Genomic DNA, 25,569 nt, shown 5'->3' with positions numbered 1-25,569 from the left:
TGGCGCCCACGTGGTCGGCGGTGGCCGCGATGGAGCGGATCATGTGCTCCATGTCGGCGCCGCTGGCCAGGAAGGAGTCGACGTCGCCGTCGGAGGGGTCGTAGTAGGCGTGCAGCGAGATGTAGTCGACCATCTCGTACGTCGCCTCCAACACCTCCGCCTCCCAGGCGCCGAACGTCGGCATGGTGCTGTTGGAGCTGCCGCAGGCCACCAGCGACAGGTCCTCGTCGAAGCGCTTGAGGGCCCGCGCGGTCTCGGCGGCGAGCCGCCCGTACTCGGCGGCGGTCTTGTGGCCCATCTGCCACGGGCCGTCCAGCTCGTTGCCCAGGCACCACAGCCGCACGTCGTGCGGCTTGTCCACGCCGTGCGCGCGGCGCAGGTCCGACAGGCGCGTGCCACCGGGGTAGTTGCTGTACTCGACCAGCTCCAGCGCCTCGGCGACCCCCCTGGTGCCGAGGTTGAGCGCCATCATCGGCTCGACCCCGGCCCTGGCGGCCCACGTCATGAACTCGTTGAGCCCGAAGGCGTTGCCCTCCAGGCTGCGCCAGGCCATGTCCAGCCGCGCCGGACGCTCCTCGACCGGGCCGACGCCGTCCTCCCAGCGGTAGTTGGAGACGAAGTTACCCCCGGGGTAGCGCACCACCGTGACACCGAGCTCGCGGGTCAGTTCCAGCACGTCGGTGCGGAAGCCGTCGGCGTCGGCCAGGGGATGTCCGGGCTCGAAGACGCCGGTGTAGACGCAGCGTCCCATGTGCTCCACGAAGGAGCCGAAGAGCCGGGGTTCGACCGGGGCGATCCGGAAGGAGGGGTCCAGGGGGAGGCGGGCGGTAGACGCCACGGCACGACCTCTCTGTTAACGCGATATTTCGTAGTAGGAGGTTTCTACAACGTTGTTTCAACGTTGTACACGGGCATTTCGAAAGTCGATACCGGGGCGTTACGATCGTCGGGACCGGATCCCGTACGGCCCAAGAGCGCCGGGCCGGGCGGTGGCGACCGCGGCGGGAATGGGGGAGCGGGTGGGAGGGAGCCTGCGCGACATCGCGCGTCTGGCAGGGGTGTCGGTGAAGACCGTCTCCAACGTCGTCAACGGGTACGCCCACGTCTCGCCCGCGACCCGGGCCAAGGTGGAGGAGGCGCTCTCCCGGCTGGACTACCGGCCCAACCTGTCGGCGAGGAACCTGCGCCAGGGACGCACCGGCGTGGTCGCCCTGGCGCTGCCCGAGCTCGACGCCCCCTACTTCGCGGAGCTGTCCAGGTTCGTCATCGACGCCGCGGCCGAGCTGAGGTGGCTGGTGGTCATCGAGCAGACCGACGGCATCCTGGAGCGGGAACGGCGCATCCTCGACGGCGTCCGCGACCACCGGGTGGACGGGGTGATCCTCAGCCCGATCGCGATCGGCGCCGACGAGCTGGCCGCGCGCACCGACGCCACCGCGCTCGTGCTGCTGGGCGAGCGGATCCACGACGGCCCGGCCGACCACGTGGCCATCGACAACGTACGGGCGGCGCGCGACGTCACCGAGCACCTGATCGGGCTCGGCCGCACCCGCATCGCCGCGCTGGGCGCCGAGGACAACGCCGCCAGCGGCACCGCCCCGCTCCGCCTGGCCGGGTACCGCGAGGCCATGGCCGCCCGCGGGCTGCCCGAGACGGTCGCCACGGTCGAGCGCTACCGCAGGGACCAGGGGGCGGCGGCGATGGCCGGGCTGCTGGAGCGCGCCGAACCGCCCGACGCGGTGTTCTGCTTCAACGACCTGCTGGCGCTGGGCGCCCTGCGCACCCTGCTGTCGTACGGGCTGCGGGTGCCCGAGGAGGTCGCGCTGGCCGGCTTCGACGACATCGAGGACGGCCGGTTCAGCACCCCGACCCTGACCACGGTCGCCCCCGACAAGGCCGAGCTGGCCCGGATCGCGGTCGACCTGCTCAAGCAGCGGATCGAGGGCCCGGCCGACCACCCCCCGAAGGAGGTCGGCGCGGGCTACCGGCTGGTGGCCAGGGAGAGCACCCTCGGCCGGTCACCCGCGCGACCGCGTCCGGCGGGTCCCGGCCGGTGACCGGCGCCCCGATGACCTGTGACCGGTGCCCCGGCGCTCCGGTGACCGGGGCCCCGGGGGCGGGGTCAGACGTCGCGGGCCTTGAGGCCCTCCTGGGCCGGGTCGACGCCCCAGGAGATGATCCTGCGCGGGTGGATGCGGATGACCTCGCGGCTGAGGTAGGGGAAGGGGGGCTCGTGGTCCTCGATGGCCTCGGCCTCGCCGCGGATCTCCACGCCCCGCACCCGCCAGGGGTCGGTGGAGGCCAGGTCGTCCACCACGAAGGCCACCCGCGGGTTCGTCCGGACGTTGCGGAACTTCCTGGTGGTCCCCATCGCGCGGCCGTAGATGTCGACGGTGCCGGTCTCGGGGTCGATGTGGAAGCCGGTCGGGCTGTTCTGCAGCCCCCCGGCGGAGTCGGTCGTGGCCAGCCGGCCCAGGTGCCGGTCCTTGAGATAGGCGAGCTCCGCCTCCGTGAATATCATGTCCCCACTCTGTAACCTCAATTTATGTTGAGGTCAAGTTAGACTGGCGCATGCCCAACACTCCGGAGATGACCGTCGGCCAGCTCTCCGCCCGCAGCGGGGTGGCCGTCTCGGCCCTGCACTTCTACGAGGCCAAGGGGCTCATCCGCAGCCGCCGCACCGCCGGCAACCAGCGCCGGTTCCCGCGCGACACCCTGCGCAGGATCGCCTTCATCCGCGTCTCCCAGCGCGTCGGCATCCCGCTCAGGACGATCCAGGAGGCGCTCGCCGCCCTTCCCGACGGCCGCACCCCCACCAGGGAGGACTGGGAGCGGCTCTCCGCCGTCTGGCAGGACGAGCTGGACGGGCGCATCAGGCAGCTCGAACGGCTCCGGCACGGGCTGACCGACTGCATCGCCTGCGGCTGCCTGTCGCTGGACCGCTGCGCGCTGGCCAACCCCGACGACGTGGCCGCCGCGCGGGGTCCCGGCTCGCGCCTGATGGTCGCCCCGCGCCGGGAATGCGCTCCCACCTGCGCGGTGGACTGACGCCCGAGGCCGTCCCGGAGCCCGTCCCCGACGCCCCGGGACGGCGGCACGGGGGCGGGTTTTTTAGTTGTCCATCCAAACTATTGACGCCCCGGGGTCCCGCGTGTGAACCTCTGGGCGTTCATGCACGCGCATCATGGGCGGTCGACGGTCAGGGTCCCGTCACCTGATCGTGCATGGCGGTTTGTCCGTTGCATTGCGAAGGGAAGCCGTACATGCGAAGAAGGCTGTTCAGCGCGCTCGCCGCCGTGGCGATGGCGTGTGCCACGGTGGGCGCGGCCGGCGCGGGGGCGGGCGCCTCGGCGTCCGCGGCCGGGGCCGGAACCGTGTCCGGCCCCGCGGCCCGCTCCGTGGCCGCCGCCGAGCCGTACGAGTGGAAGAACGTGAGGATCGACGGCGGCGGGTTCGTGCCGGGGATCGTGTTCAACCAGAAGGAGAAGAACCTCGTCTACGCCCGCACCGACATCGGCGGCGCGTACCGCTGGGAGCAGGCGAGCAAGAGCTGGACCCCGCTGCTCGACTGGGTGGGCTGGGACAGGTGGGGCTACAACGGGGTGGTCAGCCTGGCCACCGACCCGGTGGAGACGAACCGCGTCTACGTCGCCGCCGGCATGTACACCAACAGCTGGGACCCCAACAACGGGGCCATCCTGCGCTCCGCCGACAAGGGCGCCACCTGGCAGGTCACGACGCTGCCGTTCAAGCTCGGCGGCAACATGCCCGGCCGCGGGATGGGCGAGCGGCTGGCCGTCGACCCCAACAGGAACAGCGTCGTCTACTTCGGCGCGCCCGAGGGCAACGGCCTGTGGCGCAGCACCGACAAGGGCGTGACCTGGGCCAAGGTGGCGAGCTTCCCCAACGCGGGCAACCACGCCGACAACCCCTCCGACCCCAACGGCTACACCAGCCACCGTCCGGGCGTGGTCTGGGTGACGTTCGACCCGAGCTCGGCGACCGCGGGCAACACCACGCAGCGGATCTACGTCGGCGTCGCCGACAAGGAGAACACCGTCTACACCTCCGCCGACGGCGGGACCACCTGGAGCCGGGTGGCCGGGCAGCCCACCGGCTACATCGCGCACAAGGGCGTGCTCGACCACGTCAACCACACGCTCTACATCGCGACCAGCGACACCTCCGGCCCCTACGACGGCGCCAAGGGCGACGTGTGGAAGCTGAACACGACCACCGGCGCGTGGACCCAGATCAGCCCGGTCCCCTCCAGCTCGTCCGAGGCGTACTACGGCTACAGCGGCCTCACGATCGACCGGCAGAACCCCGGCACGATCATGGTCGCCACCCAGATCTCCTGGTGGCCGGACGTGATCTTCTTCAGGTCCACCGACTCCGGTGCGACCTGGACCCGCGTCTGGGACTTCACCTCCTACCCCAACCGCAGCTTCCGCTACACCATGGACGTCTCCTCCTCGCCGTGGCTGACCTTCGGGACCAACCCGCAGCTGCCCGAGACGACGCCCAAGCTCGGCTGGATGACCGAGTCGCTGGAGATCGACCCGTTCGACGGCAACCGGATGATGTACGGCACCGGCGCCACGCTGTACGGCACCGAGGACCTCAAGAAGTGGGACACCGGCGGCCAGTTCACCATCAAGCCCATGGTCAAGGGGCTGGAGGAGACCGCCGTCCTCGACCTGATCAGCCCGCCGTCCGGGCCCCCGCTGGTCAGCGCCCTGGGTGACATCGGAGGCTTCCGGCACACGAACCTCGACGCCGTGCCCCCGATGATGTTCACCTCCCCGATCTTCACCTCCACCACCAGCCTCGACTACGCCGAGACCAACCCGGCCGTCATGGTCCGCGCGGGCAACTTCACCGACGCCGACCGGCCGAACGACAGCCACGCCGCGTTCTCCACCGACGGCGGCGCCAACTGGTTCCAGGGGAGCGAGCCGGCCGGGATCAACGAGGGCGGCACGATCGCCGCCGCGGCCGACGGCTCCCGGTTCGTCTGGGCGCCCAAGGGTGTGGGCGTGCACTACTCGGTCGGCTACGGAAACTCCTGGACCGCCTCCACCGGGCTGCCGACCGGCGCCGTGGTCGAGTCCGACCGGGTGAACCCGAGCACGTTCTACGGCTTCAGCGCCGGGAAGTTCTACGTCAGCGTCAACGGCGGCGCCTCGTTCACGGCCACCGCCGCGACCGGGCTGCCCGCCGAGGGCAACGTCAAGTTCAAGGCCGTACCCGGCCGCGAGGGCGACATCTGGCTGACCGGGCCCGCCAACGACACCGGCGCCGCCGCGGGCATCTGGCACTCCACCGACGGCGGCGCGTCGTTCACCAAGCTGCCCGGCGTCACGAGCGCGGTCAACATCGGCTTCGGCAAGGCCGCGCCCGGCAAGAGCTACCAGGCGCTGTACACGCTCGCCACCGTCGGCGGCGTCACCGGCGTGTTCCGCTCCGACGACACCGGCGCGAGCTGGGTCAGGATCAACGACGACAAGCACCAGTACGGCAACGCGGGCGAGGCCCTCACCGGCGACCCGCGCGTCTACGGCCGCGTCTACCTCGGCACCAACGGCCGCGGCATCCTGTACGCCGACAACGACGGGACCGTCCCTCCCGACGACACCGTGCCGCCGACCCGGCCGGGTACGCCGGTGGCGTCGGCGGTCACCTCCTCGGGGGCGACGCTGACGTGGGCGGCCTCGACGGACGCGGGCGGGGTGAGCGGGTACGACGTCTACCGTGAGGCGGGTGCGACGGACGTGAAGGTGGCCACGGCCTCCTCGGCGTCGCACGTGCTGACCGGGTTGAGCGCGGACACCTCGTACACGTTCTACGTGATCGCCCGTGACGCCGCGGGCAACGGCTCCACCGCCTCGGCGCCGGTCACCTTCAAGACCGCGGCCGGACAGGGCGGGGGCGGCTGCACCGCGACCTACAAGGTCGCGAACTCCTGGCCGGGCGGGTTCCAGGGCGAGGTGACGGTGAAGAACACCGGAACCTCGGCGACCACCGGCTGGACCGTCACCTGGTCGTTCCCGAACGGCCAGACGATCAGCCAGCTCTGGAGCGGCGTCCACACCCAGACCGGTGCCGCCGTCACGGTGAGGAACACGAACTGGAACGGCGCCCTGGGCGCCGGGGCGTCCACCGTGTTCGGCTTCGGCGCGAGCTGGACCGGCACCAACGGCGTCCCGTCCACCGTCACCTGCACCGTCTCCTGACGACCACCTCCTGGCCGTCCCCGCGGGGACGGCCAGGAGGAAGACCCGCCGGTGCGACCGGCCGCCGAGGCCGGGGGGTCCCGGCGGCCCGTCATCGGCCTCCCGGCCCGGAGTGAGAACCACGACGGGCCGGGAGCGCGCACGGCCCCGGCCGAGCCCTGAACGGGCCCGGCCGGGGCCGTCCTGGTCGCGGCACTCCCTCGCGCGGGTGACGCGGGACGGACCGGCGGGACGGCCGTCGCGGCCCCATTGCGGGTCCGGGCTCGGTCTTATGGCCGGTACGGGTCCGTCTTCAGGATGAGATCCGCCCTCCGCGGAGGCCCGGCCGCCCGGCAGACCCTATTGTGGAAGAAACCGACAGTCCGGGGGAGAGCATGGCGATCTCAGATGGGGTGCGCGGACCTCGGGACGCGGCAGAGGGCTCGCCGAACCCGCCGGGCCCGCCGCGGCCCGGCGACGTCAACGGCACCGGCGCCACCGGTGACCCTGGTGCCCCCGGTGAGACCGGTGCCCCCAGGGCCCGGCGATCCGGCCTGCACGGCAGGCTCGACGACATCAGGTCCACCCGCACCGGCCGTCTCACCCTGAAGATCGTCGTCGGTGTGGTCGGCGCGGTGCTGGTCATCGGCGGCCTCATCATGGTGCCCTTCCCCGGCCCCGGCTGGCTGGTCGTCTTCGCGGGGCTGGCCGTGCTGGCCACCGAGTTCCACTGGGCCCACCGGCTGCTGGAGTTCGGCAAGCGGACCCTGTCGGCCTGGACGGCCTGGCTCGGCCGCCGGGGCTGGACCGTCAAGATCCTGGTCGTCCTGGCCGCCGCGGTCACCGCCGGAGCCATCGTCTACTTCGGCCTCAAGCTCAGCTTCGGCCTCGACCTGGTCGTCGAGGCGCAGAAGCTCCTCCTCCGCTAGACCGGCCCGCGCGCCTCACCGGGACCCGGCCCCCACGAGTTTTACCCGGTGGAGTACGGCTCGTTATCTTTCCCGGATGTGACTCTCCGTAGTGTCTCCACGTCCGATCCGCAGGGACGGATCGGCAGAGACGATTAAGGAGAGTGACGTTCTATGCGCGCCCTGTCCTCGATGCTGGTCCTCGCGGCCGCCGGAGCCGCCATCCTGACCGGCACCCCCGCCCACGCCGACGACGTCAACCTGGCCGCGAGGGTGCAGCCGGGCGAGGAGGTCTTCCTCACGCCCGAGCTCGTCCCCGCGGCCCAGTACAACGGGAACGTCCTGATCAAGCTCGACAACAACAGCGTCCCCGTCAAGATCAAGATCGGCAACTGCCGTGGCCGGTACATCGGCACGCTGCCGATCGCCGCCAACGACCACGCCGCGTACGTGGCCGCCAGCACCACCCCGCCCGCGCAGTGCATCCGCTACCGCGTGAAGAACATGGGCAACACCCCGGCCGCCATCACGGGCACCGGTTACTTCTAGACACCGGTGACGTCGAGGGGGGTCGCGAGGCACGCGGCCCCCCTTCCGGCGTTCACGCGACGCCCCGGCCGCACCCGCACCCGGGGCGTCCCGGATGCGGCCCGGGGTCAGGGGCGCCCGCGGCCCTCGATCAGCACGGCCACCCCGTCCAGGATGCGCTCCAGGCCGAAGGAGAGGGCGTGGGCGGGGTCGGTGATCGCCTGGTGGGCCTCGCCGGCCGCCTGCCCGACGCGGGAGGCGACCGGGAAGCGGCCGGCGTCCACGAGCCGTTCGAGCAGCGGGGCGTTGGACAGCCACCACTCGGCGTCGTCCATCCCGCTCTCCTGCTGGACGCGCAGCTGGTCGGCCCTGGACCTGGCGGTGCTCTCGACGTGGGAGAGGACCAGGCTGAGGACCGAGTCCATCTCGACGTCCGACAGTCCCCAGCCCTCCAGGGGACGCAGCTCGGCCTCGTACTTGAGCGTGGCGTTCGGCCCGAGCGTGGAGCGCGGGTCGCGGGCCTGGAGCATCCACGGGTTGCGCCGGTAGAGGTCCCAGTTGCGGGCGGCGATGAACTCCAGCGCGCCGCGCCACCCGCCGGGCTGCCGCGACGGCGCGTCCACGTCGGCGTACAGCTCCCCGTACGTGGCGTCGATCATCAGGTCGACCAGCTCGCCCTTGCCCGGCACGTGGGTGTAGAGGGACATGGTCCCCACCTCCAGCCGTTCGGCGACGTGGCGCATGGAGACCGCGTCGAGCCCCTCGGCGTTGGCCAGCTCGACGGCCGCCAGGACGATCGAGCGCACCGTCAGCCCGGAACGCCCCGGTTTGCTGTGCGAGCCCCACAGGAGGGCAAGGCTGCGGGCCGGGTCGGCGTCGGAAGCTTTCTTCGCACTCACGGGATCGGTCTCCAGATTCTCGGCGTCAGGACCACCGTAACGGAGCCGTACGCTGTACCGTACTCAATACGGCAAAGGTGTGCGGGTCGGCGGGTCCTCCTGCCGGGCCGGCACGAAAGGACGGGTGAGAACGGGTGAGACGACAGGACGCCAGGGCCGGGTCCGCGATCGTCGCGGACGGCCTGCGCAAGGGGTACGCGGGCGCCCCGCCGGGCACGGGGCTCAACGGCTTCGACCTGGAGGTCGCGGCCGGGACGGTCTGCGGGCTGCTCGGCCCCAACGGGGCGGGCAAGACGACCGCCGTCAGGATCCTGGCCACGCTGCTGCGACCCGACGGGGGCCGGGCGAGCGTGGCCGGGTTCGACGTCCGGACCGACGCCCGGCGGGTCCGCGAGCGGATCGGGCTGGTCGGCCAGTACGCCGCGGTCGACGAGATCCTCAGCGGGCGGCAGAACCTGGAGATGTTCGGCAGGCTGAACCACCTCTCCGCCGCGCAGGCGCGCAGACGGGCCGGTGAGCTGCTGGAACGCTTCTCGCTGGCCGACGCGGGCCCCCGGTCGGTCGGCGGCTACTCCGGCGGCATGCGCAGGAGGCTCGACCTGGCGGTGAGCCTCATCGTGGCGCCGCCGGTGCTGTTCGTGGACGAGCCCACCACCGGCCTCGACCCGGCCGCGCGCAGGCAGGTGTGGGCGGCCGTGCGCGACCTGGTCGACGCGGGCACGACCGTGCTGCTCACCACCCAGTACCTGGAGGAGGCGGACCGGCTGGCCGACCGGATCGTGATGCTCGGGGCCGGCAGGGTCGTCGCCGAGGGCACCCCCGAGGAGCTGAAGTCCGCCCTCGGCGGCGACTGGCTGGACGTCGTCCTGGCCGACGCCGGGGACGCGGAGACCACCCGGGCCCTCGCGGCGCGGGTCGCGTCCGGCGAGGTCCTGGTGGACGCCGGCGCCTGCCGGGTCAGCGTCCCGGTCTCCGAGCGCACCCGGGCGCTCGTCACGCTGGTCACCGCGCTCGGCGACGCCGGGGTCGAGCCCGTGGACGTCACGCTGCGCCGCCCCACCCTGGACGAGGTGTTCCTGCACCTGACGGGCGACGACCCCCGGCCGGTGGCCGCGGGCGTCCCGGCCCCCGGTACGGAGGTGCCCGCATGAGCGTCACGACCCCCGCCCCCTCCGCCGTCTCCGCCGTGTCCCCGGCGACCCGCGCGGCCCGGGTGTTCACCGACTCCTGGACGATCGCCCTGCGCGACCTGAGGCACTGGGTCCGCAGACCGGGCCCGGTCGTGCTGGGCTGGTTCTTCCCGGTGCTGATGGTGCTGATGTTCGGCGGCCTGTTCGGCGGCGCCATCGGCGCTCCCTCCGGCGGCCCCGGCGGCTCAGGCGCGGGTGACTACATCGACTTCCTCGTCCCCGGCATGTTCGCGATGACGATGCTGTTCGGCCTGGAGACCACGATGACGGCGGTCACCACCGACGCGGCCAGGGGGGTGACCGACCGGTTCCGCTCCATGCCGATGAACTCCTCCGTGGTCGTCATGGGCCGCGGGATCGCCGACATGCTCGACTCGGCCGTCGGGCTGGCCGTCATGTTCGCCACCGGGCTGCTGCTCGGCTGGCGCGGCGACGGCGGCCCGGCCGGCACGCTGGCCGCGGTGGGCCTGCTCCTGCTGCTGCGTTTCGCCGTGCTCTGGGTGGGGATCTTCATCGGCCTCGTCGCGGGCGGGCCGGAGGCGGTGGCGTCCGTGCAGATCCTCATCTGGCCGGTCGGCTTCCTGTCCAGCGTGTTCGTCGATCCGGCGACCATGCCCTCCTGGCTCGGCGCGGTCGCCGAGTGGAACCCGCTCTCGGCGACCGCGACCGCCGTCAGGCGGCTCTTCGGCGACCCCGGCTGGGCCGGGGAGTCCTGGGTGGCGCAGCACGCGACGCTGATGGCGGTGCTCTGGCCGCTGCTGCTGATCGCCGTGTTCCTGCCGCTCTCGGCCCGTACGTTCCGCAGGCTCGGCGACTGAGGCGACGTCCCGCCCGGGTTCTCCGGTGTCCCGTCCGGCCGGGACGGGCCGGGTGGGGTGTCGCGGTGACCGATCACACCGGCCGCCGCCGGAGGGACGCCCGGTGTTTTACATCGTGGTGACGGGATCCGTCGCGCCCTGTAACCGAGGGTAGTGAGCCTGGGAGGCATGAGTGAGACGGAACGGGAACGATCCGCCTCGGGGTGGACGCTCAACAGGGAACTGCTCAACGTCGGCGCGATCATCGTCGCCGCCGGTATCGCCCATCTGGCGATGGGCCTGATAGGACACGAGAAGTACGGGCCGTTCATGCTCCTGCTGCTCGGCGGGGTGCTCGTCACGACGGCTCTCGGTCACCGCTTCTACGAACATCGGCGCCACCGCGTCCCCGCGGGCGTGGAGTGCCTCAGGTGCGGCACGCCGGTCGGGGACCCCTGACCGGCGGGACGCGGACCCCGCGGCCTTCCGGTATTCCTCGCCCCGGAAGGCCGCTTCCACACCTCTTCTAACCCTTTCGTTCTAGATCGCGATCATGAGCGGTTTCCGACTTAGGATGCCGCCGTGTCCGTGACTCCTGGTATCCGCCGCCTGCTCGGTCCTCTCGTCGTCCTGGCCCTGCCGGTCGTGCCGCTCCCGGCGGCCGCGCACGCCGCCGGACCCGCCGCCGGGATCTCCGCGGCGGCCTCCCCGGTGTCCTCCGCGGTGTCCCCGAGGGTGTCCCCGGCGGCGTCCTGGCGGGCCGTCGACATCGTGCTGCCCGGCACCCGGGTCACCCTGCGGGAGCAGGCCACCGACCCGCTCAGGGTGACCTCCTACTCCTCGGGCACGAAGACCTACCTGCGCCGGGGGGACGGGTTCACCCGGCAGGGCGCCTACCAGGAGGTCACGGTCGCGCCCAAGGGCGGCAAGGCCATCGCGGTGCCCACCTCCTACCGGAACGGCCACGACTCGGTCGTCCTGCTCGACCTGGCGACCTCCAAGGCCACCACGATCCGTACGGTCAGGAAGCCGCTCGTCGCGCACTACGCGCACTGGAGCCGCGACGGCCGCAAGGCGGTGCTGACCGTCCAGCGCAAGAGCGGCTCGGCATGGGTGACCTCGGGCTTCGTGATCGTCGACGCCTCCGCGAGGACCGCGAAACCGGCGATCGTGGCCCAGGTCGACGGGTCGGCGCGGTTCCGCTGGAGCTCCGACGGCTCCGACGTGATGGCCGAGTACCGGGGCGGCACCCGCTTCTACGGCCAGGACGGAGCGGTCCGCCGCACCCTGGTCAAGACCGGCAGGCCCGCGGGAGGGGAGGACGCCTTCACCCCCTCCGGCCGGGGCCTGATGACCTGGTGCCCGTCCACCTACACCGAGCACGTCTGCGTCTGGGACCGCGCCTCGGGCAGGCTCGCCGCCAAGGTGCCCGGCATCCGGCCCAAGGCCCTGTGGGGGTGGTGGGACGAGAAGCACTTCATCGCCGTCATCCCCTCCGGGGGGCACTACCAGGTGGTGCTGTCCACGCTCAAGGGCAGGACCACGCGGGTGCTGGCCGCGTTCGCCGCCGGCGACTGGGACGCCAGGATCTACCTCGGCTACACCCGCCGCTGACCCCGCCTCCCCGCCCTGCCTCGGCCGGGACCGGGAACCGGACGCGCGGCCCGGACCGGACGCGTGACCCGGACCGGTAGCCGGACGCGCGGGAGGGAGCGGGACAGGCGACGACGGGCCCGGCCGGGCGGCGCGGGTCTCAGGGCGCGGCGGCCCTCACAGGTACAGGCCGGTTCCGTTGTCGGTCTGGGGGGTGGCGATGGCGTGCAGGTCACGCTCGCGCATGACCAGGTAGACCTGGCCGTGCACCTCGACCTCGTACTGGTCCTCGGGGTTGAACAGGACCTTGTCGCCGACCTTGACCGCGCGGACGTTCTGGCCCGCACCGCAGACCTCTCCCCAGACCAGGCGGTTGGCCATCTTCACCGTCGCCGGGATGACGATGCCCGCCGTGCTGCGCCGTTCCTCGGACTCCTGCTCGACCTTGACCATCACGCGGTCGTGGAGCATCTGGATCTCGAACTTGGGGTCACCCACGGAATGCAGTTTATGGGAACACCGGAGTCGTACCGGCTCGTCCGCGTGACAGTGGTGTGAAAACGGCGGAAGGGGAACGGCGCCTCCCGCCGGGCCGCGACGCGCGATCCTCCCGGCGTTACCGCTTGAGCGGCGCCGTGGCGGCCATGCCGGACGCCGTGGCCGTGACCGGCGTGGCGGACGCGGTGGCCCGGCGGCGGGTCTCGGGGACGATCAGCGGGGTCCCGCTCTGCGGGTCGTCGATGATCTCGCAGCGCAGGTCGAAGACCTCCCGTACCAGGTCGGCCGTGACGATGGAGGAGGGGTCGCCCTCCGCGACGATCCGGCCGTCGCGCATCACGATCAAGTGGGTGGCGTAGCGGCAGGCCTGGTTCAGGTCGTGCAGGACGGCCACCAGGGTCCTGCCCTGCTCGTGCAGGTCGGCGCAGAGGTCGAGCACCTCGATCTGGTGGGCGATGTCCAGGAACGTGGTCGGCTCGTCCAGCAGCAGGATCGGGGTCTCCTGGGCCAGCGCCATGGCCAGCCAGACGCGCTGGCGCTGGCCGCCGGACAGCTCGTCCACGCAGCGGTCGGCCAGCTCGGTCACGTCGGTCGACCTCATGGCCGAGGCCACCGCGACCTCGTCCTCGCGCGACCACTGGCGCATCATCCGCTGGTGCGGGTAGCGCCCCCGGCCCACCAGGTCGGCGACCGTGATGCCGTCGGGCACGATCGAGCTCTGCGGCAGCAGGCCCAGCCGGCGCGCCACCTCCTTGGAGGGCAGCGAGGTGATCACGTTCCCGTCCAGGTGGACCGCGCCCGCGCGCGGCTTGAGCATGCGGGCCAGGGCGCGCAGCATCGTGGACTTGCCGCACGCGTTGGGGCCGATGATCACCGTGAACGACCCGTCGGGGATGGTGACGTCCAGATCGGTCGCGACCACGCGCTTGTCGTAGGAGAGCGTCAGCCCGGTGCCGTACAGTCTCAACGTCGTTCCCTCCTGAGCAGAAACACCAGGTACACACCGCCGATGGCGGCGGTCATGATTCCCACCGGCAACTGGACCGGTGCGAAGAGGCGCTGGGCGGCCAGGTCCGCGCCGACCAGCAGCGTGGCGCCGGCCAGCGCCGACAGCGGCAGGGTGATGCCGGGGGAGCGGGAGATCCGGTGGGCGAGCTGCGGCGCGGCCAGCGCCACGAAGGCCACCGGCCCGGCGGCGGCGGTGGCGAGCCCGCAGAGCAGCACCCCGGTGCCGATGGCCACCGCGCGCACCGGCTCCACCCGGATGCCCACGGCCCTGGCCGCGTCGTCGCCCATCTCCATCATCCGCAGCGGGCGCGACAGCCAGGCGCAGACGGGCAGCAGCACGGCCAGCGCGCACGCGACCGGGATCGCGTGCTCCCATCCGCGCCCGCTCAGGCTGCCGGTGATCCAGGCCCCGGCGGTGGCGGCGTCGTTGATGTCGGCACGGGTGAGCATGTACCAGTCGGCCGAGAGCAGCAGCGCGCCGATCCCGATGCCGACCAGGATCAGCCGGTGGCCCTGCACCCCGCGCCGGAAGGCCAGGCCGTAGACCACGATCGCGCAGATGACGCACCCGGCCAGCGAGGCCCCGGCGATCTGCCAGGCGCTGCCGCCGAGGATGACGGCGGTGATGCCCCCGGTGGCGGCGCCGGCGGTGAAGCCGATGAAGTCGGGGCTGCCGAGCGGGTTGCGGGTGAGGCTCTGGAAGATCGCCCCGCTCAGCCCGAACGCGGCGCCGACCAGCAGCCCGGTCACGACCCTCGGCGCCCGCAGCCGGTTCACGATGAGCTCGGCGACCGGCGGCCCGTCGCCGAACAGCGCGGCCAGGATGTCGGGGATCGGGACCGTGAACTCGCCGGTGGACAGGGCGACCAGGCCGACGGCCAGGCCCACGGCGGTGATCGCGAACCCCGCGCCGAGGCCGCGCGGGGAGAGCCGCAGGGACCAGGAGCGCAGCCGCAGGACCGGCGGTCGCGGCCCGCCGGACGGGAGCGCGCGGGACGTCCCGGGGGACCCCTCGGTGGACGCCGTGGAGGGCGTCGTGGAGGGCAGGGTCGGTGGAGAGGCGGTCATAGGGCGGCGAGCCTCCGGCGGCGGGCGAGCAGGATGAACACCGGGGCGCCGACGACCGCGCACATGATGCCCACCTGCACCTCGCCCGGGGCGGCGATCACCCGGCCGAGGACGTCGGAGCCGAGCAGCACCAGGGGCGCGAGCACGACGGTGTAGGGCAGCACCCAGCGCTGGTCGGGGCCGGTGAAGGCGCGTACCGCGTGCGGCACGGCGAGCCCGATGAACCACATCGGACCGGCCGCGGCGGTGGCGGCCCCGCAGAGCAGGGTGATGGCGACCGCGGTCAGCCCGCGGGTGCGGCCCACCCGCACGCCGAGCGCGCGCCCGGCCTCGTCGCCGAGCGCCAGGGCGTTGAGCGGCTTGGCCAGCAGCAGCCCGAGCACCAGCCCGGCCGCGAGGAACGGGGCGAACCGGACCGCCGCGCCGCCGTCGACCCCGGCCAGCGAGCCGGTGAGCCAGAACCGCATCCGGTCGAACGTGGCGTTGTCCATCCGCAGCACGGCCGAGGCCGCCGCGTTGAACACCATGCCCAGGGCGACGCCGGCCAGGGTGAGCCGTACCGGCCCGCCCCCGGTACGCCCGCCGGACCCCAGCGCGTAGACCAGCGTCGCGGCGGCGGCCGCCCCGGCGAACGCGAACCAGACGTAGACGGCCGGGTCGCCCAGGCCGAGCAGCCCGATGGCGATCGTCACGCCCAACATCGCGCCCTGGCTGATGCCGAGCAGGCCGGGGTCGGCGAGCGGGTTGCGGGTGAGGCTCTGCATCAGCGCGCCGGCCAGGCCCAGGGCCGCGCCCACGCCCAGGCCGATCAGCGTCCGCGGCACCCGCAGGCTCCGGACGACCGTGTGGTCGGTGGAGCCGTCGGGCGCGAGCAGCGCGTCCAGCACCGTGGAGAGCGGGACCGAGCGCGACCCCACCGCGATGCTGACCATGGCCATGAGCACCAGCGCCGCCAGGCCGGCCAGCAGCCCGGCGAACAGCACCGGCGAGCGGCGGCCGGGCCGCGAAAGCGGTGCCCCGCCGTCGTGCCCGCCGTCGCGCCCACCGGATCCGGCCGGCTCCCGGGACCCCTCCGTTCCCGGGCCGCCGGGCCCGTCACCCGATCCCCCCGATCCCCCCGCTCCTCCCGCTCCTGCGGATCCCTCGGCTCCCGAGGATCCCCCGGCTTCCGGGGACCCGCCGTGACCGGGGGATCGTCCGAGGTCACGGGCCGGTGCGACGGTGGACGAGGTCGCGGACGAGGTCGCGGACGGGGTCGCGGACGTGGCCGTGTCGGCCGGGCTCATCGGGCCACCCCTCTCGCTCCGTATCGGTAAGGCAAGGCTAATCTAATGAAAAAGTCATTTAGGCAAGCCTATCCTTTGGAGTCACGAATGTCGCTATCTGTCATGCCGCGGCGGGGATTCATGGCCGCCGGGCTCGGCCTGGTGTTCGCCCTGGCAGCGTGCGGAAGCGGAGCCGACACCGCCTCCCCCGCGGCGAGCGGCTCGCCCGCCGCCTCCGGTTCCGCGGCCGCGTCCGGTGCCCGGACGGGTCCGTGGACCTTCACCGACGACCGGGGCAAGAAGCTCGAGGCGCCCGCGCGCCCGTCCCGGGTCGTGGCGCAGGTCGGCGCGGCCGCGGCGCTGTGGGACTTCGGCGTCCGCCCGGTCGCGGTCTTCGGCCCGCACCGGCTGACCGACGGCTCCAAGGACCCCCAGGTCGGCGACGTCGACATCACCAAGGTCGAGTCCATCGGCAACGTGTGGGACGAGTTCAACGTCGAGAAGTACATCTCGCTCCAGCCCGACCTGCTGGTCAGCGGCATGTACGACAAGGCCCTGTGGTACGTGCCCGAGAAGTCCGCCGCCACCATCGAGCAGGTCGCCCCCACCCTCGGCGTCCGGCTGAACGGCAGGTCGGCCCCGGAGATCATCGAGAAGTACGGCGAGGTGGCCGCGTCCCTGGGCGCCGACCTCGGCGCCCCGGCGGTGACCGAGGCCAAGGCCGCCTTCGACGCCGCCGCCACGGCGCTGGCCAGCCCCGCGACCAAGAAGCTGAAGATCATGGCCATCGCCGGAGGCCCGGAGACCATGTGGGTGGTCAACCCCGACGACCACGCGGGCGTGCGCTACCTGCGGGAGCTCGGCCTGGACGTCGTGGTGCCGGACAAGGTGGACGAGGGAGGCTTCTGGGAGTCCCTGAGCTGGGAGAACGCCGACAAGTACAAGGCGGACGTGATCCTGGTGGACAACCGCACCCAGTCCATGAAGATCGACGAGATGAAGAGGAAGCCGACCTTCGCCAAGCTGCCCGCGGTCACGGCGAACCAGGTCTACGGCTGGAACTCCGAGGAGCGCTTCAGCTACAAGGGCTTCGCCGACCTGCTGCAGAAGCTCGGCGCCGACCTGTCCAAGGCCAAGGAACTCTGAGGGGAACACCGAAGGAACGCGGGACCGGAATCGCGGGGCATGCCGCGCCGACGCGTACGGGACCGGACGGGCGCGCCGTGTCCGGCCGGGTGCGCGGGGCGGGTCGGAGGAGGTGCCGCCGCGAGGCGGGTCGGACGTAGGTGCCGCGGCGGGGCGGGTCAGACGTAGGTGCCGCGCACCTCGACGATGTCGGCCAGCGGGAACTCCAGGTAGTCGCCCGCCTCCTCGCACCACGCGTCGAGCACGCCGCTGCGCAGCTCGCCGTGGCTGATGGTGGCGGTCAGGCCGTCGGCCAGGGTGATCGCCGCCCGTACCCCGCGGTCGACGACGAACCCGAGCAGGGACTGCTGGGCGGTCGGCAGCCGGGAGGCCATGCGGCCGATGACCGCCCACGTCCTGCCTCCGGGCTGGGCGGCCTCCCCTTCTGCGCCCAGCAGGCGCTGGGCGTGCTCGCGGGGGTCCGGCGGCGGCTCGACCAGCGGGTACGCGGGCTGCTCGAACTCGGCCACCCGCCCCCCGGGCAGCAGGATCAGCCGGCCGTTCTGCGGCTCCTCCACCCGGGCCCGGCGGATGGTGATCTCCCCGGTGTCGGAGATGGGCACCGGCGCGTAACCGTTCTCCCGCAGCGCGGTCAGGGTCTTGTCGGCGGGCACCGAGCTGGCCAGCACGGTCGGGGCCAGCAGCCTCAGGCCCAGCCTGCCCAGCCGCCGGTGCCCGGCGATCTCGGCCAGCAGCGCCGGGTCGGACGCCTGCACGATGCAGGCGACCGAGGTCACCGTCACCTCCCCGTGCCGCCTGGCCACGTCGTGCACCAGGTACTCCAGGGGCTGCGGCACCGTGCCGACCTCGGCGAGGTCGCCCAGCAGGCCCTCGGCGGTGTAGCCGGCGTCCATGGCCCGGCGCACGCTGGCCGGGGTGAACCGCCACACCGAGGCCGCGCCGCGCGACTCGCGCTCGGCGGCCCGGTCGAGCAGCTCGGCCAGCTCGCCGGCCGGCGGCCCGGTCACCACGGCGGTGAGGTCGGCACCGAAGAGCGCGCTGCGCCGCACGCTGGCCAGCGCCCTGACCGAGCACTCGACCAGCATCGGGTCGTTCTCCACCAGCGGGGTGCAGTCGTCGATCTCGTCCCCGGGGAAGGCGTCCAGCCCGGCCAGGGCGCGGCCGAGGTCGGTGATCGTGTCGAGGGCGACCAGCCCGAGCATCCGGGCCTCCTCCAGCACGGCGGGGACGCACTCGGCCAGCAGCGACCGGTCCAGCAGCGGGGCGTGCCAGTGCGCGGACCTGACCAGCCCGGAGCGGTCGGTGCACGCCGTGCTGGCGGGCAGCCGGGCCAGGACGCCGAGCACCGCGCGGCGGGCGCGGGCGACCATGGCCCCGGCCGGGTCGTCACCGAGCACCGTGCCGTACTTGCCGTCGACCTTCCGCAGCGACGAGCGCTCCATCCGCCACCAGGCCGACAGCAGCACCCGCAGCCTGGCCGCGGCGTCGTCCAGCCGCCAGCGGTCGAACTTCTCGGTGGGCACCAGGCCGCCGGCGGGCTCGTCCCAGGCCAGCAGCCGCGCGACCGCGCAGACCTCCAGCAGCAGCCGGGTCTCGTCCTCGTCGCAGCCGGTGTCCTTGGCCACCCGGCGGACCTCGCGCACGCCGACACCGCCCGCCTTGAGCAGCGGCAGCGGGAACTTCGCGGTGTTCTCCAGCATGGCGGCGCAGCGCTCCACCACGTGCGGGGCGGCCAGCGTCATCAGGTGGTCCACGGCCTCGGGGTCCACCGGCATGGTGGCCAGGTCGGGCGCGGCGGGTGTGAACGGGGGGTGGTAGTCGGGCCCGCGCAGCGCGAGCGCGACCTCGCGGGGCATCTCGGCCACGTTCCAGCTCGGGCGGAAGAGCAGCCCGTGGTCGGCGGCCCACTTCTCGGGGGCGCCGGGCACCACGAACCTGCCGCCGTCCACGTCGCGGACCGGGCCGTCCCAGGCGAACTCGTCCAGCAGCCGCCGGGCGCCCTGCGGCGCGCCCTCCAGCAGCGCGGTCACCCGTGCCGGGTCGGAGAGGATCTCGGTGATCCTGGCGACCGTGCGGCGCTTGGGACCGTTCGGCAGGCCGAGGGCCCTGGCCAGCCCGCGCAGCGCGTCGGCGCTGACCGTCCAGGAGTTCAGGTAGTGGGGGAGCGGCTCGCCGAGCCCGCAGGGCGCCGCCCACCACCGGGCGACCCCCTCGGCCACGCGGATGTGTCCCTCGTCGTCCGGCCACGCCAGCGCGTGGTCGAACAACAGGTCGAGCCAGGGCGTCACCTCCGGCTCCGGCGCGCCCAGGAACCGGGCCACCGCGGCCGGGTCGGCCTGCTCGCCGAGCGCCAGTGACGCCTGCGCGACCTCCAGGGAGGGCAGCGGCAGGCCGCGCATGACCTCCATCACCGCGAAACCGTTGCCCAGCCGCTGCGCCAGGGTGTCCAGGCGGCGCGGCCACGGTGGGGCGATGGCGTCCAGCCGGTTGGCCAGAACTCGTGCGAGCCGTTCTTCGTCGAGGGTTTTCAACCAGCCGAGCAGGTGATCGTCCATCTCGCAGCTCTTTCAGGAATCTCGCGCGGGGACTCTCCGTGAGCCATAAACATCCACGGTAATGCAGAGGGCAATCTCTGACGGTGTCTACCGCGCAGAATGCGCCGCGTCATCGTGGTCTCCGTCCGGTTCTGGCCGGTCCCGGGGCCGCCGGGCGGGAGGGGTGGCGGCCCCGGGACCGGCCGGCGCCGTCCGAGGGGAAGGGGCGGCGCCGTCCGGGGAGGTCCGGTGGGCCCCGGAGCACGGATCCCGGGGTTCTCGGGGGTCTCGGGGTGCGGGGGTCCTGGCGGGTGCCGGAACGCGGAACGGGGCCGGGGAGGCGGAAGCCGGCCGGGTGCCGTTCCCGGGAAGGAGAGGGCGGCACCCGGCGGGCGGCCGGGGGCGGGACGCCGGCGGTGGCCGGAACCCGACGGGGAGGACGGGGAGGAGAGGCTGCGGTCAGGGGTGGTCGGGGTCGTCGTGGCGTCCGGTCCTCAGGACGGCCCAGACGATCTTTCCGTACGGGGCCAGCGGTGCCCAGCCCCAGCGCAGGCTCAGCGACTCGACGATGTGCAGTCCGAGGCCGCCGATGTCGAGCGCGGAGGGGGTGCGCAGCGAGGGGAAGCCGGCCCCCGGGTCGTTGAGGGTGCAGGCGACCGTCGTGCCCCGGCGGAGCAGGGAGAGCCGGATCGGCTCCCTGGCGCGGGACTCGGCCAGCCGCAGCCCGTGTCGGAAGGCGTTGGTCGCCAGTTCGGAGACGACCAGCTCCATGTTCTCGCTCAGCTCACCCAGGCTCCAGCCGGTGAGGGTGCCCGTCGCGAAGTTTCGGGCGGAGTGGACGGACTCGGCGTGCGGGGGGAGTACGAAGGTGGCGCTGGCCATGACCACGGGAGATCCGGGAAGCAGATCGCGGGCGGAGTCGGGCCACCATCCGGCGGGGGGCCACCAGTCAAGGGTCGTCCAGGACGTGGAGGCTCGGGGGGGCGCGGTTTGGGCGGACTGCACAGCCGTAATCATGGTCCAAACTCCTGTGCAGGTGCAAGAGCGAATGCACGTGCATCAGGCCTGTGCAACCGCTACCGTTACCCATGATTGGGCAAATCCACACGAAAGGGGATCTTGGCCGCGGCCAGGGACTCTCAGGCCGCGAAGTGACACACTGGAGATCAGGAAAGCGAGCGAGGAGCACCACGTGTCCATGGATCCGCCCGGTACCGGTTCCACCGTTCGGCGCATCATGCTCGGCGCGAGCCTGCGCCGGCTGCGTGAGGAGAAGGGGCTCGCCCGTGAGGCGGCCGGATTTCACATCCGCGCCTCGGAGTCCAAGATCAGCCGTATGGAACTCGGCCGTGTCGGCTTCAAGACACGTGACGTAGAAGACCTGCTCACCCTGTACGGCGTACTCGACGACGCGGAACGGCGCGGCCTGCTGGAGATGGTCCGCGAGGCGAACACCCCCGGCTGGTGGCACAAGTACGGCGACCTGTTGCCGCACTGGTTCACCACCTACGTGGGGCTGGAGGAGGCCACGAACATGATCCGCACCTACGAGGTGCAGTTCGTTCCCGGCCTGCTGCAGACGTCGGCCTACGCGCGCACCGTGATCCGGCTGGGCTACCCGGACGTGCCGGAGGCGGAGATCGAGCGTCGTGTGCATATGCGCATGCAGCGGCAGGATCGCCTGACGAAGAAGGACGGCCCCCGGTTGTGGGCGGTCATCGACGAGGCGGCCCTGAGGCGTCCCATCGGAGGCAAGGAGATCATGCGTGAGCAGCTCCAGCACCTGCTGGAAGTGGCCACGCTTCCCAACATCACCCTCCAGGTGATGCCCTTCCGGTTCGGAATGCACGCGGCTGAGGGTGGTGCGTTCAGCATCTTGCGGTTTCCCGAGTCCGACCTGTCGGACGTCGTCTATGTCGAGCAGCTCTGGGGTGCCCTCTACCTGGACAAGCGTGAGGATGTCGATCCGTACCTCACGGCCATGGAGCAGTTGTGCGTGGAAAGCACCACGCCCGGGGGCACCGCCGAGATCCTCGGCGACCTTCTCAGAGAGATGTAAATGGAGCAGACCTACAACGGCATGCCCGCCACTGACCTTGCCGGGGCCAGCTGGCGCAAGAGCCGCTACAGCAACTCGACGGGCAACTGTGTCGAGCTGGCCGAACTGTCGGACGGCAGCATCGCGGTCCGCAACTCGCGTTTCCCGGAGGGGCCCGCCCTGATCTACACCCGGGACGAGATTCGTGCCCTGGTGCTCGGGGTGAAGGATGGGGAGTTCGACGGTCTCACGGTGTAACGCCGTTTTTACATCGGGGCGGCCCGGTTAACCGCGGCGCGCCGACGGTGTAACCGGGGGAGTGGGCCGGCACGGGAGAGTTCGAGCTCACAGTGATTGGGGGCTCGGACGTGCTCGACCAGATGACCTTGTATCCGGTGGCCGACGACGTGCTGATCGCGCCAGGCGGGCGCGTCGTGATCCGCACCTACGGCGTCGCCTCGGCCGCCACGGGAGAGGGCTCGCCCACTCCGGTGTCCTACCGCACATGGGTCACCGGAGTGCGCGACCAGCCGCGGTACTGGCGGTGGGGTCATTTCGAGGACGCCTGTCACGGCCACCGCAAGGTCCTGGAGTGGCTGACCGGCCGCGGCCCGCAGCCGGCCGCCGCCGCGGCCTGAGCCCGGCGCGGACCCCGGCGCGGACCCCGGCGCGGGAGAGAGCCCTCAGACGGGTGCCCTGCCGACCGGCGCCGTCTCCAGGGGCGCGTTCCACGCCAGGACGACCGGCTCGTCGTGCTCGAAGCCGAGCCGGGAGTAGGTCCCGGTGTCCAGCCGGAACAGGCGGCCGTCCTCGGGGGGCAGGCCGAGCCAGCGGGCGCACAGCACCCGCAGGTAGTGCCCGTGCGCGACCAGCACCACCTCGCCCTCGACGGCCCTGGCGCGGGCGATCACCCGGTCCGCGCGCGCGCCGACCTGCGCCGCGCTCTCACCGGGATGGTCCGCGTCACCGGGCACGACGCCGTCACGCCACAGGTACCAGCCCGGACGGCTCTCGCGGATCGTGGCGGTGGTGATGCCCTCGTAGCCGCCGTAGTCCCACTCCCACAGGTCGGGTTCGGTCTCGCAGGCGCCCAGACCCGCCAGGCGGGCGGTCTCCCGGGCGCGCAGGGCCGGGCTGACCAGGGTCAGGTCGAACGTCCGGCCCTCCACCAGCGGGGCCAGCCCCCGCGCCTGCTCCTCGCCCTTGGTGGTGAGCGGCAGGTCGGTGCGCCCGGTGTGCCGGCCGTCCCGGCTCCACTCGGTCTCGCCGTGCCGCAGCAGCGTCATCTGTTTCATGACGACCATCATGGCCCCGGACGGGACCGGGAGGGCGGCGGGTGGGGGCCGTGCCTCACCCGTGGCCGTACTCGGGCACGGTGACCTCCTCCGGGGCGCCGGGGGCGGGCAGGTGGCAGACGAGGAGCCAGTAGACGCCGGCGATCATCCCTCCGCCGACCTGGGCCAGGACGATCTCGCAGAGCCACATCGCCGGAAGGGCGGCCGCGATCGGCCGGGGCACCCGCCCGGCCCGCCACAGCGACACCGCCGTCACGACGGCCCCGGCGAGCATGGCCAGGTTCGCCGGGGCGGCCACGTGACCGAACCACGGGGGGTCCTCCCCGCGCAGGTTGGACGCGGTCGCGCCGAACGCCAGGAGGAGGTGACCGGCCGAGACGGCGACGGCTCCGGCGACGGCGGCACCGGTGCCGTGCCGGGCCAGCGCGAACAGGCCGGGGACGAGCAGGACCAGCGAGGCGGCGAACAGGCCGAGGATGAGGTGCTCCTCGCCGAGCACCCGGGGGTCGTCGTCGAAGGGCCGTACCGCCTGCATCGCTCCGACGGCGGCCATGGCCAGGCCGCCGGCCGTCGCCGACAGGGTCGCCGGGGTACGCCACGGGGGCGCGGGTTCTTTCTGGGACATGGCGCGACGCTAGGGAGGATCGGGACCCGGCCGCGTCCACCGGGAGGCGTGACCGCCTACGACCCCGGGCCGACCCGCCTACCCCGCGGGGCTGACGTCCGGGCCGTCGCCGGGCGATACGGTCTGTGCGTGGACCCTCTCGCGCGACTGGCCCGGGTGCCTCGGCGCCCGCCCGGCCCGGACGTGGCGCTGGCCGCGGTGCTGGCCGTCTGGGGCGTCGCCGAGGTGCTGCCGCCCGGCCCGGACCCGTTCTGGATCGAGGCCGCGTTCGCCCTGACGGGGACGGTGCCGCTGGTGGCCCGTCGGTACGCGCCGCTGCCGGTGCTGGTGGTCATCGCGTCCGTGCTGCTGCTGTGGGGGGCCGTCGCCGAGGTGCCGCCGGCCACCGTCGCGCCCTTCCCCTCGCTCCTGGTGGCGGTCTTCTCCGTGGGGCTGCACGTGCCGTCCCTGCTCCTGGCGGCCGCGGCGTGGGCCGTCACGACCGGCAGCATGGCCACCGCCCTGGCCCTGCGGTACTACGGCGAGGACGAGCCGGACGTCGGGTCGGCCCTGATCATGGTGTTCTTCGTGACCGGCGCGTGGACGGCCGGGTGGCTGCTGCAGCGCCGGGAGGCCCAGGTGCGCGAGGCCGAGGAGCGCACGCGCGAACGCGCCCGGGAGGCGGTCGCCGTCGAGCGGCTCAGGATCGCGCGCGAGCTGCACGACGTGGTCGCGCACTCCCTGTCCATCATCGCGCTGAACGCCGGGGCCGCGTACGAGGTCGGCGGACTCGACCCGGAGCGGGCACGCGACCACATGGACGCGGTGGCGCGCACCGCCCGCGAGGCGCTGGTGGAGATGCGTCACGTGCTGGAGGCGCTGCGCAACGAGGAGGACGAGGCGCTGGCACCGCAGCCCACCCTGGACCGGCTGCCCGAGCTGGTGGAACAGGTTCGCTCCACCGGGCTGCCGGTGCGGTTGGTCGAGCGGGGCGACCGGAGGGCACTGCCCGCGGGGCTGGAGCTCACCGCCTACCGGATCGTCCAGGAGGCGCTCACCAACGTCCGCCGGCACGCCGGGGCGGCCGACACCGAGGTACGGGTGACCTACGGCGGCGCCGAACTCGGCCTGGAGGTGGTCAACGCCCCCGGGGCCGGCCCGCCGCCGTCGCGGCCGTCCACCTCCGGGCACGGCCTGGTCGGCATGCGCGAGCGGGCCCGCCTGTACGGCGGGGTGCTGCACGCGGGGCCCGCCGAGGGCGGCGGGTACGGTGTGCGCCTCCGGCTGCCCGTGGAGCCGGGATGATCCGGGTCCTGATCGCCGACGACCACGCGCTGGCGCGGTCGGGACTGTCGGCCATGCTCGGGGTCCAGCCCGACATCGAGGTGGCCGGGACGGCCGGGGACGGTGCCGAGGCGGTGGCCCAGGCGCGGCTGCTGCGGCCGGACGTGGTGCTGATGGACGTCCGGATGCCCAGGATGGACGGCATCGAGGCCACGCGGCGCGTCCGTGCCGAACCGGGTGGCCCGGCGGTGCTGGTGCTGACCACCTTCGACCTCGACCAGTACGTGTACGAGGCGCTGCGCGCGGGCGCGGGCGGCTTCCTGCTCAAGGACGCCCCGCCCGGCCAGATCGCCGAGGCCGTCCGGACCGTCGCCGCCGGGCAGGCGCTGCTCGCCCCGGCGGTGACGCGGCGGCTGATCGAGCGTTTCCTGAGCGTGCCGCCCGGCGGGGGGACGGCCCTGGAGCGCCTCACCGCGCGCGAGCGGGAGGTGCTGGAGCACGTCGGGCGGGGCCGCTCGAACGCGGAGATCGCCGAGGTCCTGCACCTGTCCGAGGCCACGGTGAAGACGCACCTGTCCAGGGTGCTGACCAAGGCCGGGCTCCGCGACCGGGTGGCGGCGGTGGTCTTCGCGTACGAGCAGGGCCTGGTCCGGGCCGGCGAGACGGGGTGAGGCGGGGCGCGGCGGGATGAGGCGCGGC

The 25,569-nt window shown here is 72.9% G+C and carries 25 protein-coding genes and 1 pseudogene; 15 read left to right on the top strand and 11 right to left on the bottom strand.

Annotated features, from left to right (window positions below; translation table 11 throughout):
- Positions 1 to 838, bottom strand: a pseudogene (locus ACIBCT_RS28390) (alpha-L-arabinofuranosidase); the annotation flags it as partial.
- A gap of 181 nt (positions 839 to 1,019) precedes the next feature.
- Here ACIBCT_RS28390 and ACIBCT_RS28385 point away from each other — a divergent pair.
- The gene (locus tag ACIBCT_RS28385; RefSeq protein WP_399193648.1) at positions 1,020 to 2,057 is read left to right on the top strand and encodes a LacI family DNA-binding transcriptional regulator; all 1,038 of its coding nucleotides are present in this window, start codon (positions 1,020 to 1,022) and stop codon (positions 2,055 to 2,057) included.
- A 65-nt stretch (positions 2,058 to 2,122) separates the two neighbouring features.
- Here ACIBCT_RS28385 and ACIBCT_RS28380 read toward each other — a convergent pair whose 3' ends face one another.
- The gene (locus tag ACIBCT_RS28380) at positions 2,123 to 2,521 is read right to left on the bottom strand and encodes a PPOX class F420-dependent oxidoreductase (protein ID WP_399193634.1); all 399 of its coding nucleotides are present in this window, start codon (positions 2,519 to 2,521) and stop codon (positions 2,123 to 2,125) included.
- 50 nt (positions 2,522 to 2,571) lie between these two features.
- On the opposite strand from ACIBCT_RS28380, the gene soxR reads away from it, so the two are divergent.
- From soxR to ACIBCT_RS28360, 4 genes are all read left to right on the top strand, one after another.
- Positions 2,572 to 3,048: a redox-sensitive transcriptional activator SoxR gene (soxR, locus tag ACIBCT_RS28375; protein WP_344898180.1), complete on the top strand. Its 477-nt coding sequence runs from the start codon at positions 2,572 to 2,574 to the stop codon at positions 3,046 to 3,048.
- A 215-nt stretch (positions 3,049 to 3,263) separates the two neighbouring features.
- The gene (locus ACIBCT_RS28370) at positions 3,264 to 6,236 is read left to right on the top strand and encodes a cellulose binding domain-containing protein (protein WP_399193632.1); all 2,973 of its coding nucleotides are present in this window, start codon (positions 3,264 to 3,266) and stop codon (positions 6,234 to 6,236) included.
- 374 nt (positions 6,237 to 6,610) lie between these two features.
- Positions 6,611 to 7,144: a TIGR02611 family protein gene (locus ACIBCT_RS28365; RefSeq protein ID WP_399193630.1), complete on the top strand. Its 534-nt coding sequence runs from the start codon at positions 6,611 to 6,613 to the stop codon at positions 7,142 to 7,144.
- 153 nt (positions 7,145 to 7,297) lie between these two features.
- Positions 7,298 to 7,672 (top strand): hypothetical protein, encoded by a 375-nt coding sequence (locus ACIBCT_RS28360; protein WP_399193628.1) that lies wholly within the window; start codon positions 7,298 to 7,300, stop codon positions 7,670 to 7,672.
- 107 nt (positions 7,673 to 7,779) lie between these two features.
- On the opposite strand, the gene ACIBCT_RS28355 is transcribed toward ACIBCT_RS28360, so the two are convergent.
- Positions 7,780 to 8,550, bottom strand: coding sequence for a TetR/AcrR family transcriptional regulator (locus ACIBCT_RS28355; protein ID WP_399193626.1), 771 nt, complete (start codon positions 8,548 to 8,550; stop codon positions 7,780 to 7,782).
- Positions 8,551 to 8,684: 134 nt separating this feature from the next.
- On the opposite strand from ACIBCT_RS28355, the gene ACIBCT_RS28350 reads away from it, so the two are divergent.
- From ACIBCT_RS28350 to ACIBCT_RS28335, 4 genes are all read left to right on the top strand, one after another.
- Positions 8,685 to 9,701, top strand: coding sequence for an ATP-binding cassette domain-containing protein (locus ACIBCT_RS28350; protein ID WP_399193624.1), 1,017 nt, complete (start codon positions 8,685 to 8,687; stop codon positions 9,699 to 9,701).
- Complete coding sequence (locus tag ACIBCT_RS28345) at positions 9,698 to 10,558, top strand: ABC transporter permease (protein WP_399193623.1); 861 nt, start codon at positions 9,698 to 9,700, stop codon at positions 10,556 to 10,558. The genes ACIBCT_RS28350 and ACIBCT_RS28345 overlap by 4 nt, the downstream gene beginning before the upstream one ends.
- 168 nt (positions 10,559 to 10,726) lie before the next feature.
- Positions 10,727 to 10,996, top strand: coding sequence for a hypothetical protein (locus tag ACIBCT_RS28340; RefSeq protein ID WP_399193621.1), 270 nt, complete (start codon positions 10,727 to 10,729; stop codon positions 10,994 to 10,996).
- A gap of 123 nt (positions 10,997 to 11,119) precedes the next feature.
- On the top strand, positions 11,120 to 12,151 hold the full coding sequence (locus tag ACIBCT_RS28335; protein ID WP_399193619.1) for a hypothetical protein: 1,032 nt from the start codon (positions 11,120 to 11,122) through the stop codon (positions 12,149 to 12,151).
- Positions 12,152 to 12,307: 156 nt separating this feature from the next.
- Here the strand turns inward: ACIBCT_RS28335 and ACIBCT_RS28330 are convergent, their stop codons facing one another.
- From ACIBCT_RS28330 to ACIBCT_RS28315, 4 genes are all read right to left on the bottom strand, one after another.
- The gene (locus ACIBCT_RS28330; RefSeq protein ID WP_344904593.1) at positions 12,308 to 12,628 is read right to left on the bottom strand and encodes a co-chaperone GroES; all 321 of its coding nucleotides are present in this window, start codon (positions 12,626 to 12,628) and stop codon (positions 12,308 to 12,310) included.
- Between the two features lie 118 nt (positions 12,629 to 12,746).
- Entirely contained in the window at positions 12,747 to 13,595 is an 849-nt protein-coding gene (locus ACIBCT_RS28325; protein ID WP_399193616.1) for an ABC transporter ATP-binding protein, read from the bottom strand.
- Positions 13,592 to 14,704, bottom strand: a complete 1,113-nt coding sequence (locus ACIBCT_RS28320) for a FecCD family ABC transporter permease (protein WP_399193614.1) — start codon at positions 14,702 to 14,704, stop codon at positions 13,592 to 13,594. The genes ACIBCT_RS28325 and ACIBCT_RS28320 overlap by 4 nt, the downstream gene beginning before the upstream one ends.
- Positions 14,701 to 15,687 (bottom strand): FecCD family ABC transporter permease, encoded by a 987-nt coding sequence (locus ACIBCT_RS28315; RefSeq protein ID WP_399193612.1) that lies wholly within the window; start codon positions 15,685 to 15,687, stop codon positions 14,701 to 14,703. The genes ACIBCT_RS28320 and ACIBCT_RS28315 overlap by 4 nt, the downstream gene beginning before the upstream one ends.
- A 390-nt stretch (positions 15,688 to 16,077) precedes the next feature.
- Between ACIBCT_RS28315 and ACIBCT_RS28310 the strand changes: the two genes are divergently transcribed.
- Complete coding sequence (locus tag ACIBCT_RS28310; RefSeq protein ID WP_399193610.1) at positions 16,078 to 17,115, top strand: ABC transporter substrate-binding protein; 1,038 nt, start codon at positions 16,078 to 16,080, stop codon at positions 17,113 to 17,115.
- Positions 17,116 to 17,273: 158 nt separating this feature from the next.
- Here the strand turns inward: ACIBCT_RS28310 and ACIBCT_RS28305 are convergent, their stop codons facing one another.
- Positions 17,274 to 19,670 carry a helicase-associated domain-containing protein gene (locus ACIBCT_RS28305; protein WP_399193608.1) on the bottom strand — a complete coding sequence of 799 codons (2,397 nt, stop codon included), beginning with the start codon at positions 19,668 to 19,670 and terminating at the stop codon, positions 17,274 to 17,276.
- A 438-nt stretch (positions 19,671 to 20,108) separates the two neighbouring features.
- The gene (locus tag ACIBCT_RS28300) at positions 20,109 to 20,654 is read right to left on the bottom strand and encodes an ATP-binding protein (protein WP_399193606.1); all 546 of its coding nucleotides are present in this window, start codon (positions 20,652 to 20,654) and stop codon (positions 20,109 to 20,111) included.
- 193 nt (positions 20,655 to 20,847) lie between these two features.
- Here ACIBCT_RS28300 and ACIBCT_RS28295 point away from each other — a divergent pair, with 193 nt between their 5' ends.
- The 3 genes from ACIBCT_RS28295 to ACIBCT_RS28285 all read left to right on the top strand — a co-directional run bounded on the left by ACIBCT_RS28295 (position 20,848) and on the right by ACIBCT_RS28285 (position 22,325).
- Positions 20,848 to 21,708: a helix-turn-helix domain-containing protein gene (locus tag ACIBCT_RS28295; RefSeq protein WP_399193646.1), complete on the top strand. Its 861-nt coding sequence runs from the start codon at positions 20,848 to 20,850 to the stop codon at positions 21,706 to 21,708.
- Positions 21,709 to 21,945 carry a DUF397 domain-containing protein gene (locus ACIBCT_RS28290; protein ID WP_030921376.1) on the top strand — a complete coding sequence of 79 codons (237 nt, stop codon included), beginning with the start codon at positions 21,709 to 21,711 and terminating at the stop codon, positions 21,943 to 21,945.
- A 122-nt stretch (positions 21,946 to 22,067) separates the two neighbouring features.
- On the top strand, positions 22,068 to 22,325 hold the full coding sequence (locus ACIBCT_RS28285) for a hypothetical protein (RefSeq protein WP_344904575.1): 258 nt from the start codon (positions 22,068 to 22,070) through the stop codon (positions 22,323 to 22,325).
- 45 nt (positions 22,326 to 22,370) lie between these two features.
- On the opposite strand, the gene ACIBCT_RS28280 is transcribed toward ACIBCT_RS28285, so the two are convergent.
- Entirely contained in the window at positions 22,371 to 22,982 is a 612-nt protein-coding gene (locus ACIBCT_RS28280) for a histidine phosphatase family protein (protein WP_399193603.1), read from the bottom strand.
- 55 nt (positions 22,983 to 23,037) lie between these two features.
- Positions 23,038 to 23,607: a hypothetical protein gene (locus ACIBCT_RS28275; RefSeq protein WP_399193602.1), complete on the bottom strand. Its 570-nt coding sequence runs from the start codon at positions 23,605 to 23,607 to the stop codon at positions 23,038 to 23,040.
- Between the two features lie 129 nt (positions 23,608 to 23,736).
- Between ACIBCT_RS28275 and ACIBCT_RS28270 the strand changes: the two genes are divergently transcribed.
- Together ACIBCT_RS28270 and ACIBCT_RS28265 are read left to right on the top strand one after the other, a co-directional pair.
- On the top strand, positions 23,737 to 24,891 hold the full coding sequence (locus tag ACIBCT_RS28270; RefSeq protein WP_399193600.1) for a sensor histidine kinase: 1,155 nt from the start codon (positions 23,737 to 23,739) through the stop codon (positions 24,889 to 24,891).
- A complete protein-coding gene (locus tag ACIBCT_RS28265; protein ID WP_399193598.1) occupies positions 24,888 to 25,541 on the top strand; it encodes a response regulator in 654 nt (217 codons plus the stop codon). The genes ACIBCT_RS28270 and ACIBCT_RS28265 overlap by 4 nt, the downstream gene beginning before the upstream one ends.
- Positions 25,542 to 25,569 lie beyond the last annotated feature (28 nt).

The sequence above is a fragment of the Streptosporangium sp. NPDC050855 genome (assembly GCF_044456585.1).
GTDB classification, from domain to species: domain Bacteria; phylum Actinomycetota; class Actinomycetes; order Streptosporangiales; family Streptosporangiaceae; genus Streptosporangium; species Streptosporangium longisporum.
Note: the sequence above shows the minus strand (reverse complement) of the source record. Positions and strands in the feature narration are given on the sequence as shown.

Excerpts from the sequence above, each read along its gene's own strand:
- ACIBCT_RS28380 (WP_399193634.1), bottom strand. The coding sequence starts at position 2,521 with ATGATATTCACGGAGGCGGAGCTCGCCTATCTCAAGGACCGGCACCTG.
- soxR (WP_344898180.1), top strand. The coding sequence starts at position 2,572 with ATGCCCAACACTCCGGAGATGACCGTCGGCCAGCTCTCCGCCCGCAGC.
- ACIBCT_RS28370 (WP_399193632.1), top strand. The coding sequence starts at position 3,264 with ATGCGAAGAAGGCTGTTCAGCGCGCTCGCCGCCGTGGCGATGGCGTGT.
- ACIBCT_RS28365 (WP_399193630.1), top strand. The coding sequence starts at position 6,611 with ATGGCGATCTCAGATGGGGTGCGCGGACCTCGGGACGCGGCAGAGGGC.
- ACIBCT_RS28360 (WP_399193628.1), top strand. The coding sequence starts at position 7,298 with ATGCGCGCCCTGTCCTCGATGCTGGTCCTCGCGGCCGCCGGAGCCGCC.
- ACIBCT_RS28345 (WP_399193623.1), top strand. The coding sequence starts at position 9,698 with ATGAGCGTCACGACCCCCGCCCCCTCCGCCGTCTCCGCCGTGTCCCCG.
- ACIBCT_RS28340 (WP_399193621.1), top strand. The coding sequence starts at position 10,727 with ATGAGTGAGACGGAACGGGAACGATCCGCCTCGGGGTGGACGCTCAAC.
- ACIBCT_RS28320 (WP_399193614.1), bottom strand. The coding sequence starts at position 14,704 with ATGACCGCCTCTCCACCGACCCTGCCCTCCACGACGCCCTCCACGGCG.
- ACIBCT_RS28310 (WP_399193610.1), top strand. The coding sequence starts at position 16,078 with ATGTCGCTATCTGTCATGCCGCGGCGGGGATTCATGGCCGCCGGGCTC.
- ACIBCT_RS28305 (WP_399193608.1), bottom strand. The coding sequence starts at position 19,670 with ATGGACGATCACCTGCTCGGCTGGTTGAAAACCCTCGACGAAGAACGG.
- ACIBCT_RS28295 (WP_399193646.1), top strand. The coding sequence starts at position 20,848 with ATGGATCCGCCCGGTACCGGTTCCACCGTTCGGCGCATCATGCTCGGC.
- ACIBCT_RS28290 (WP_030921376.1), top strand. The coding sequence starts at position 21,709 with ATGGAGCAGACCTACAACGGCATGCCCGCCACTGACCTTGCCGGGGCC.
- ACIBCT_RS28285 (WP_344904575.1), top strand. The coding sequence starts at position 22,068 with ATGACCTTGTATCCGGTGGCCGACGACGTGCTGATCGCGCCAGGCGGG.
- ACIBCT_RS28280 (WP_399193603.1), bottom strand. The coding sequence starts at position 22,982 with ATGAAACAGATGACGCTGCTGCGGCACGGCGAGACCGAGTGGAGCCGG.
- ACIBCT_RS28275 (WP_399193602.1), bottom strand. The coding sequence starts at position 23,607 with ATGTCCCAGAAAGAACCCGCGCCCCCGTGGCGTACCCCGGCGACCCTG.
- ACIBCT_RS28265 (WP_399193598.1), top strand. The coding sequence starts at position 24,888 with ATGATCCGGGTCCTGATCGCCGACGACCACGCGCTGGCGCGGTCGGGA.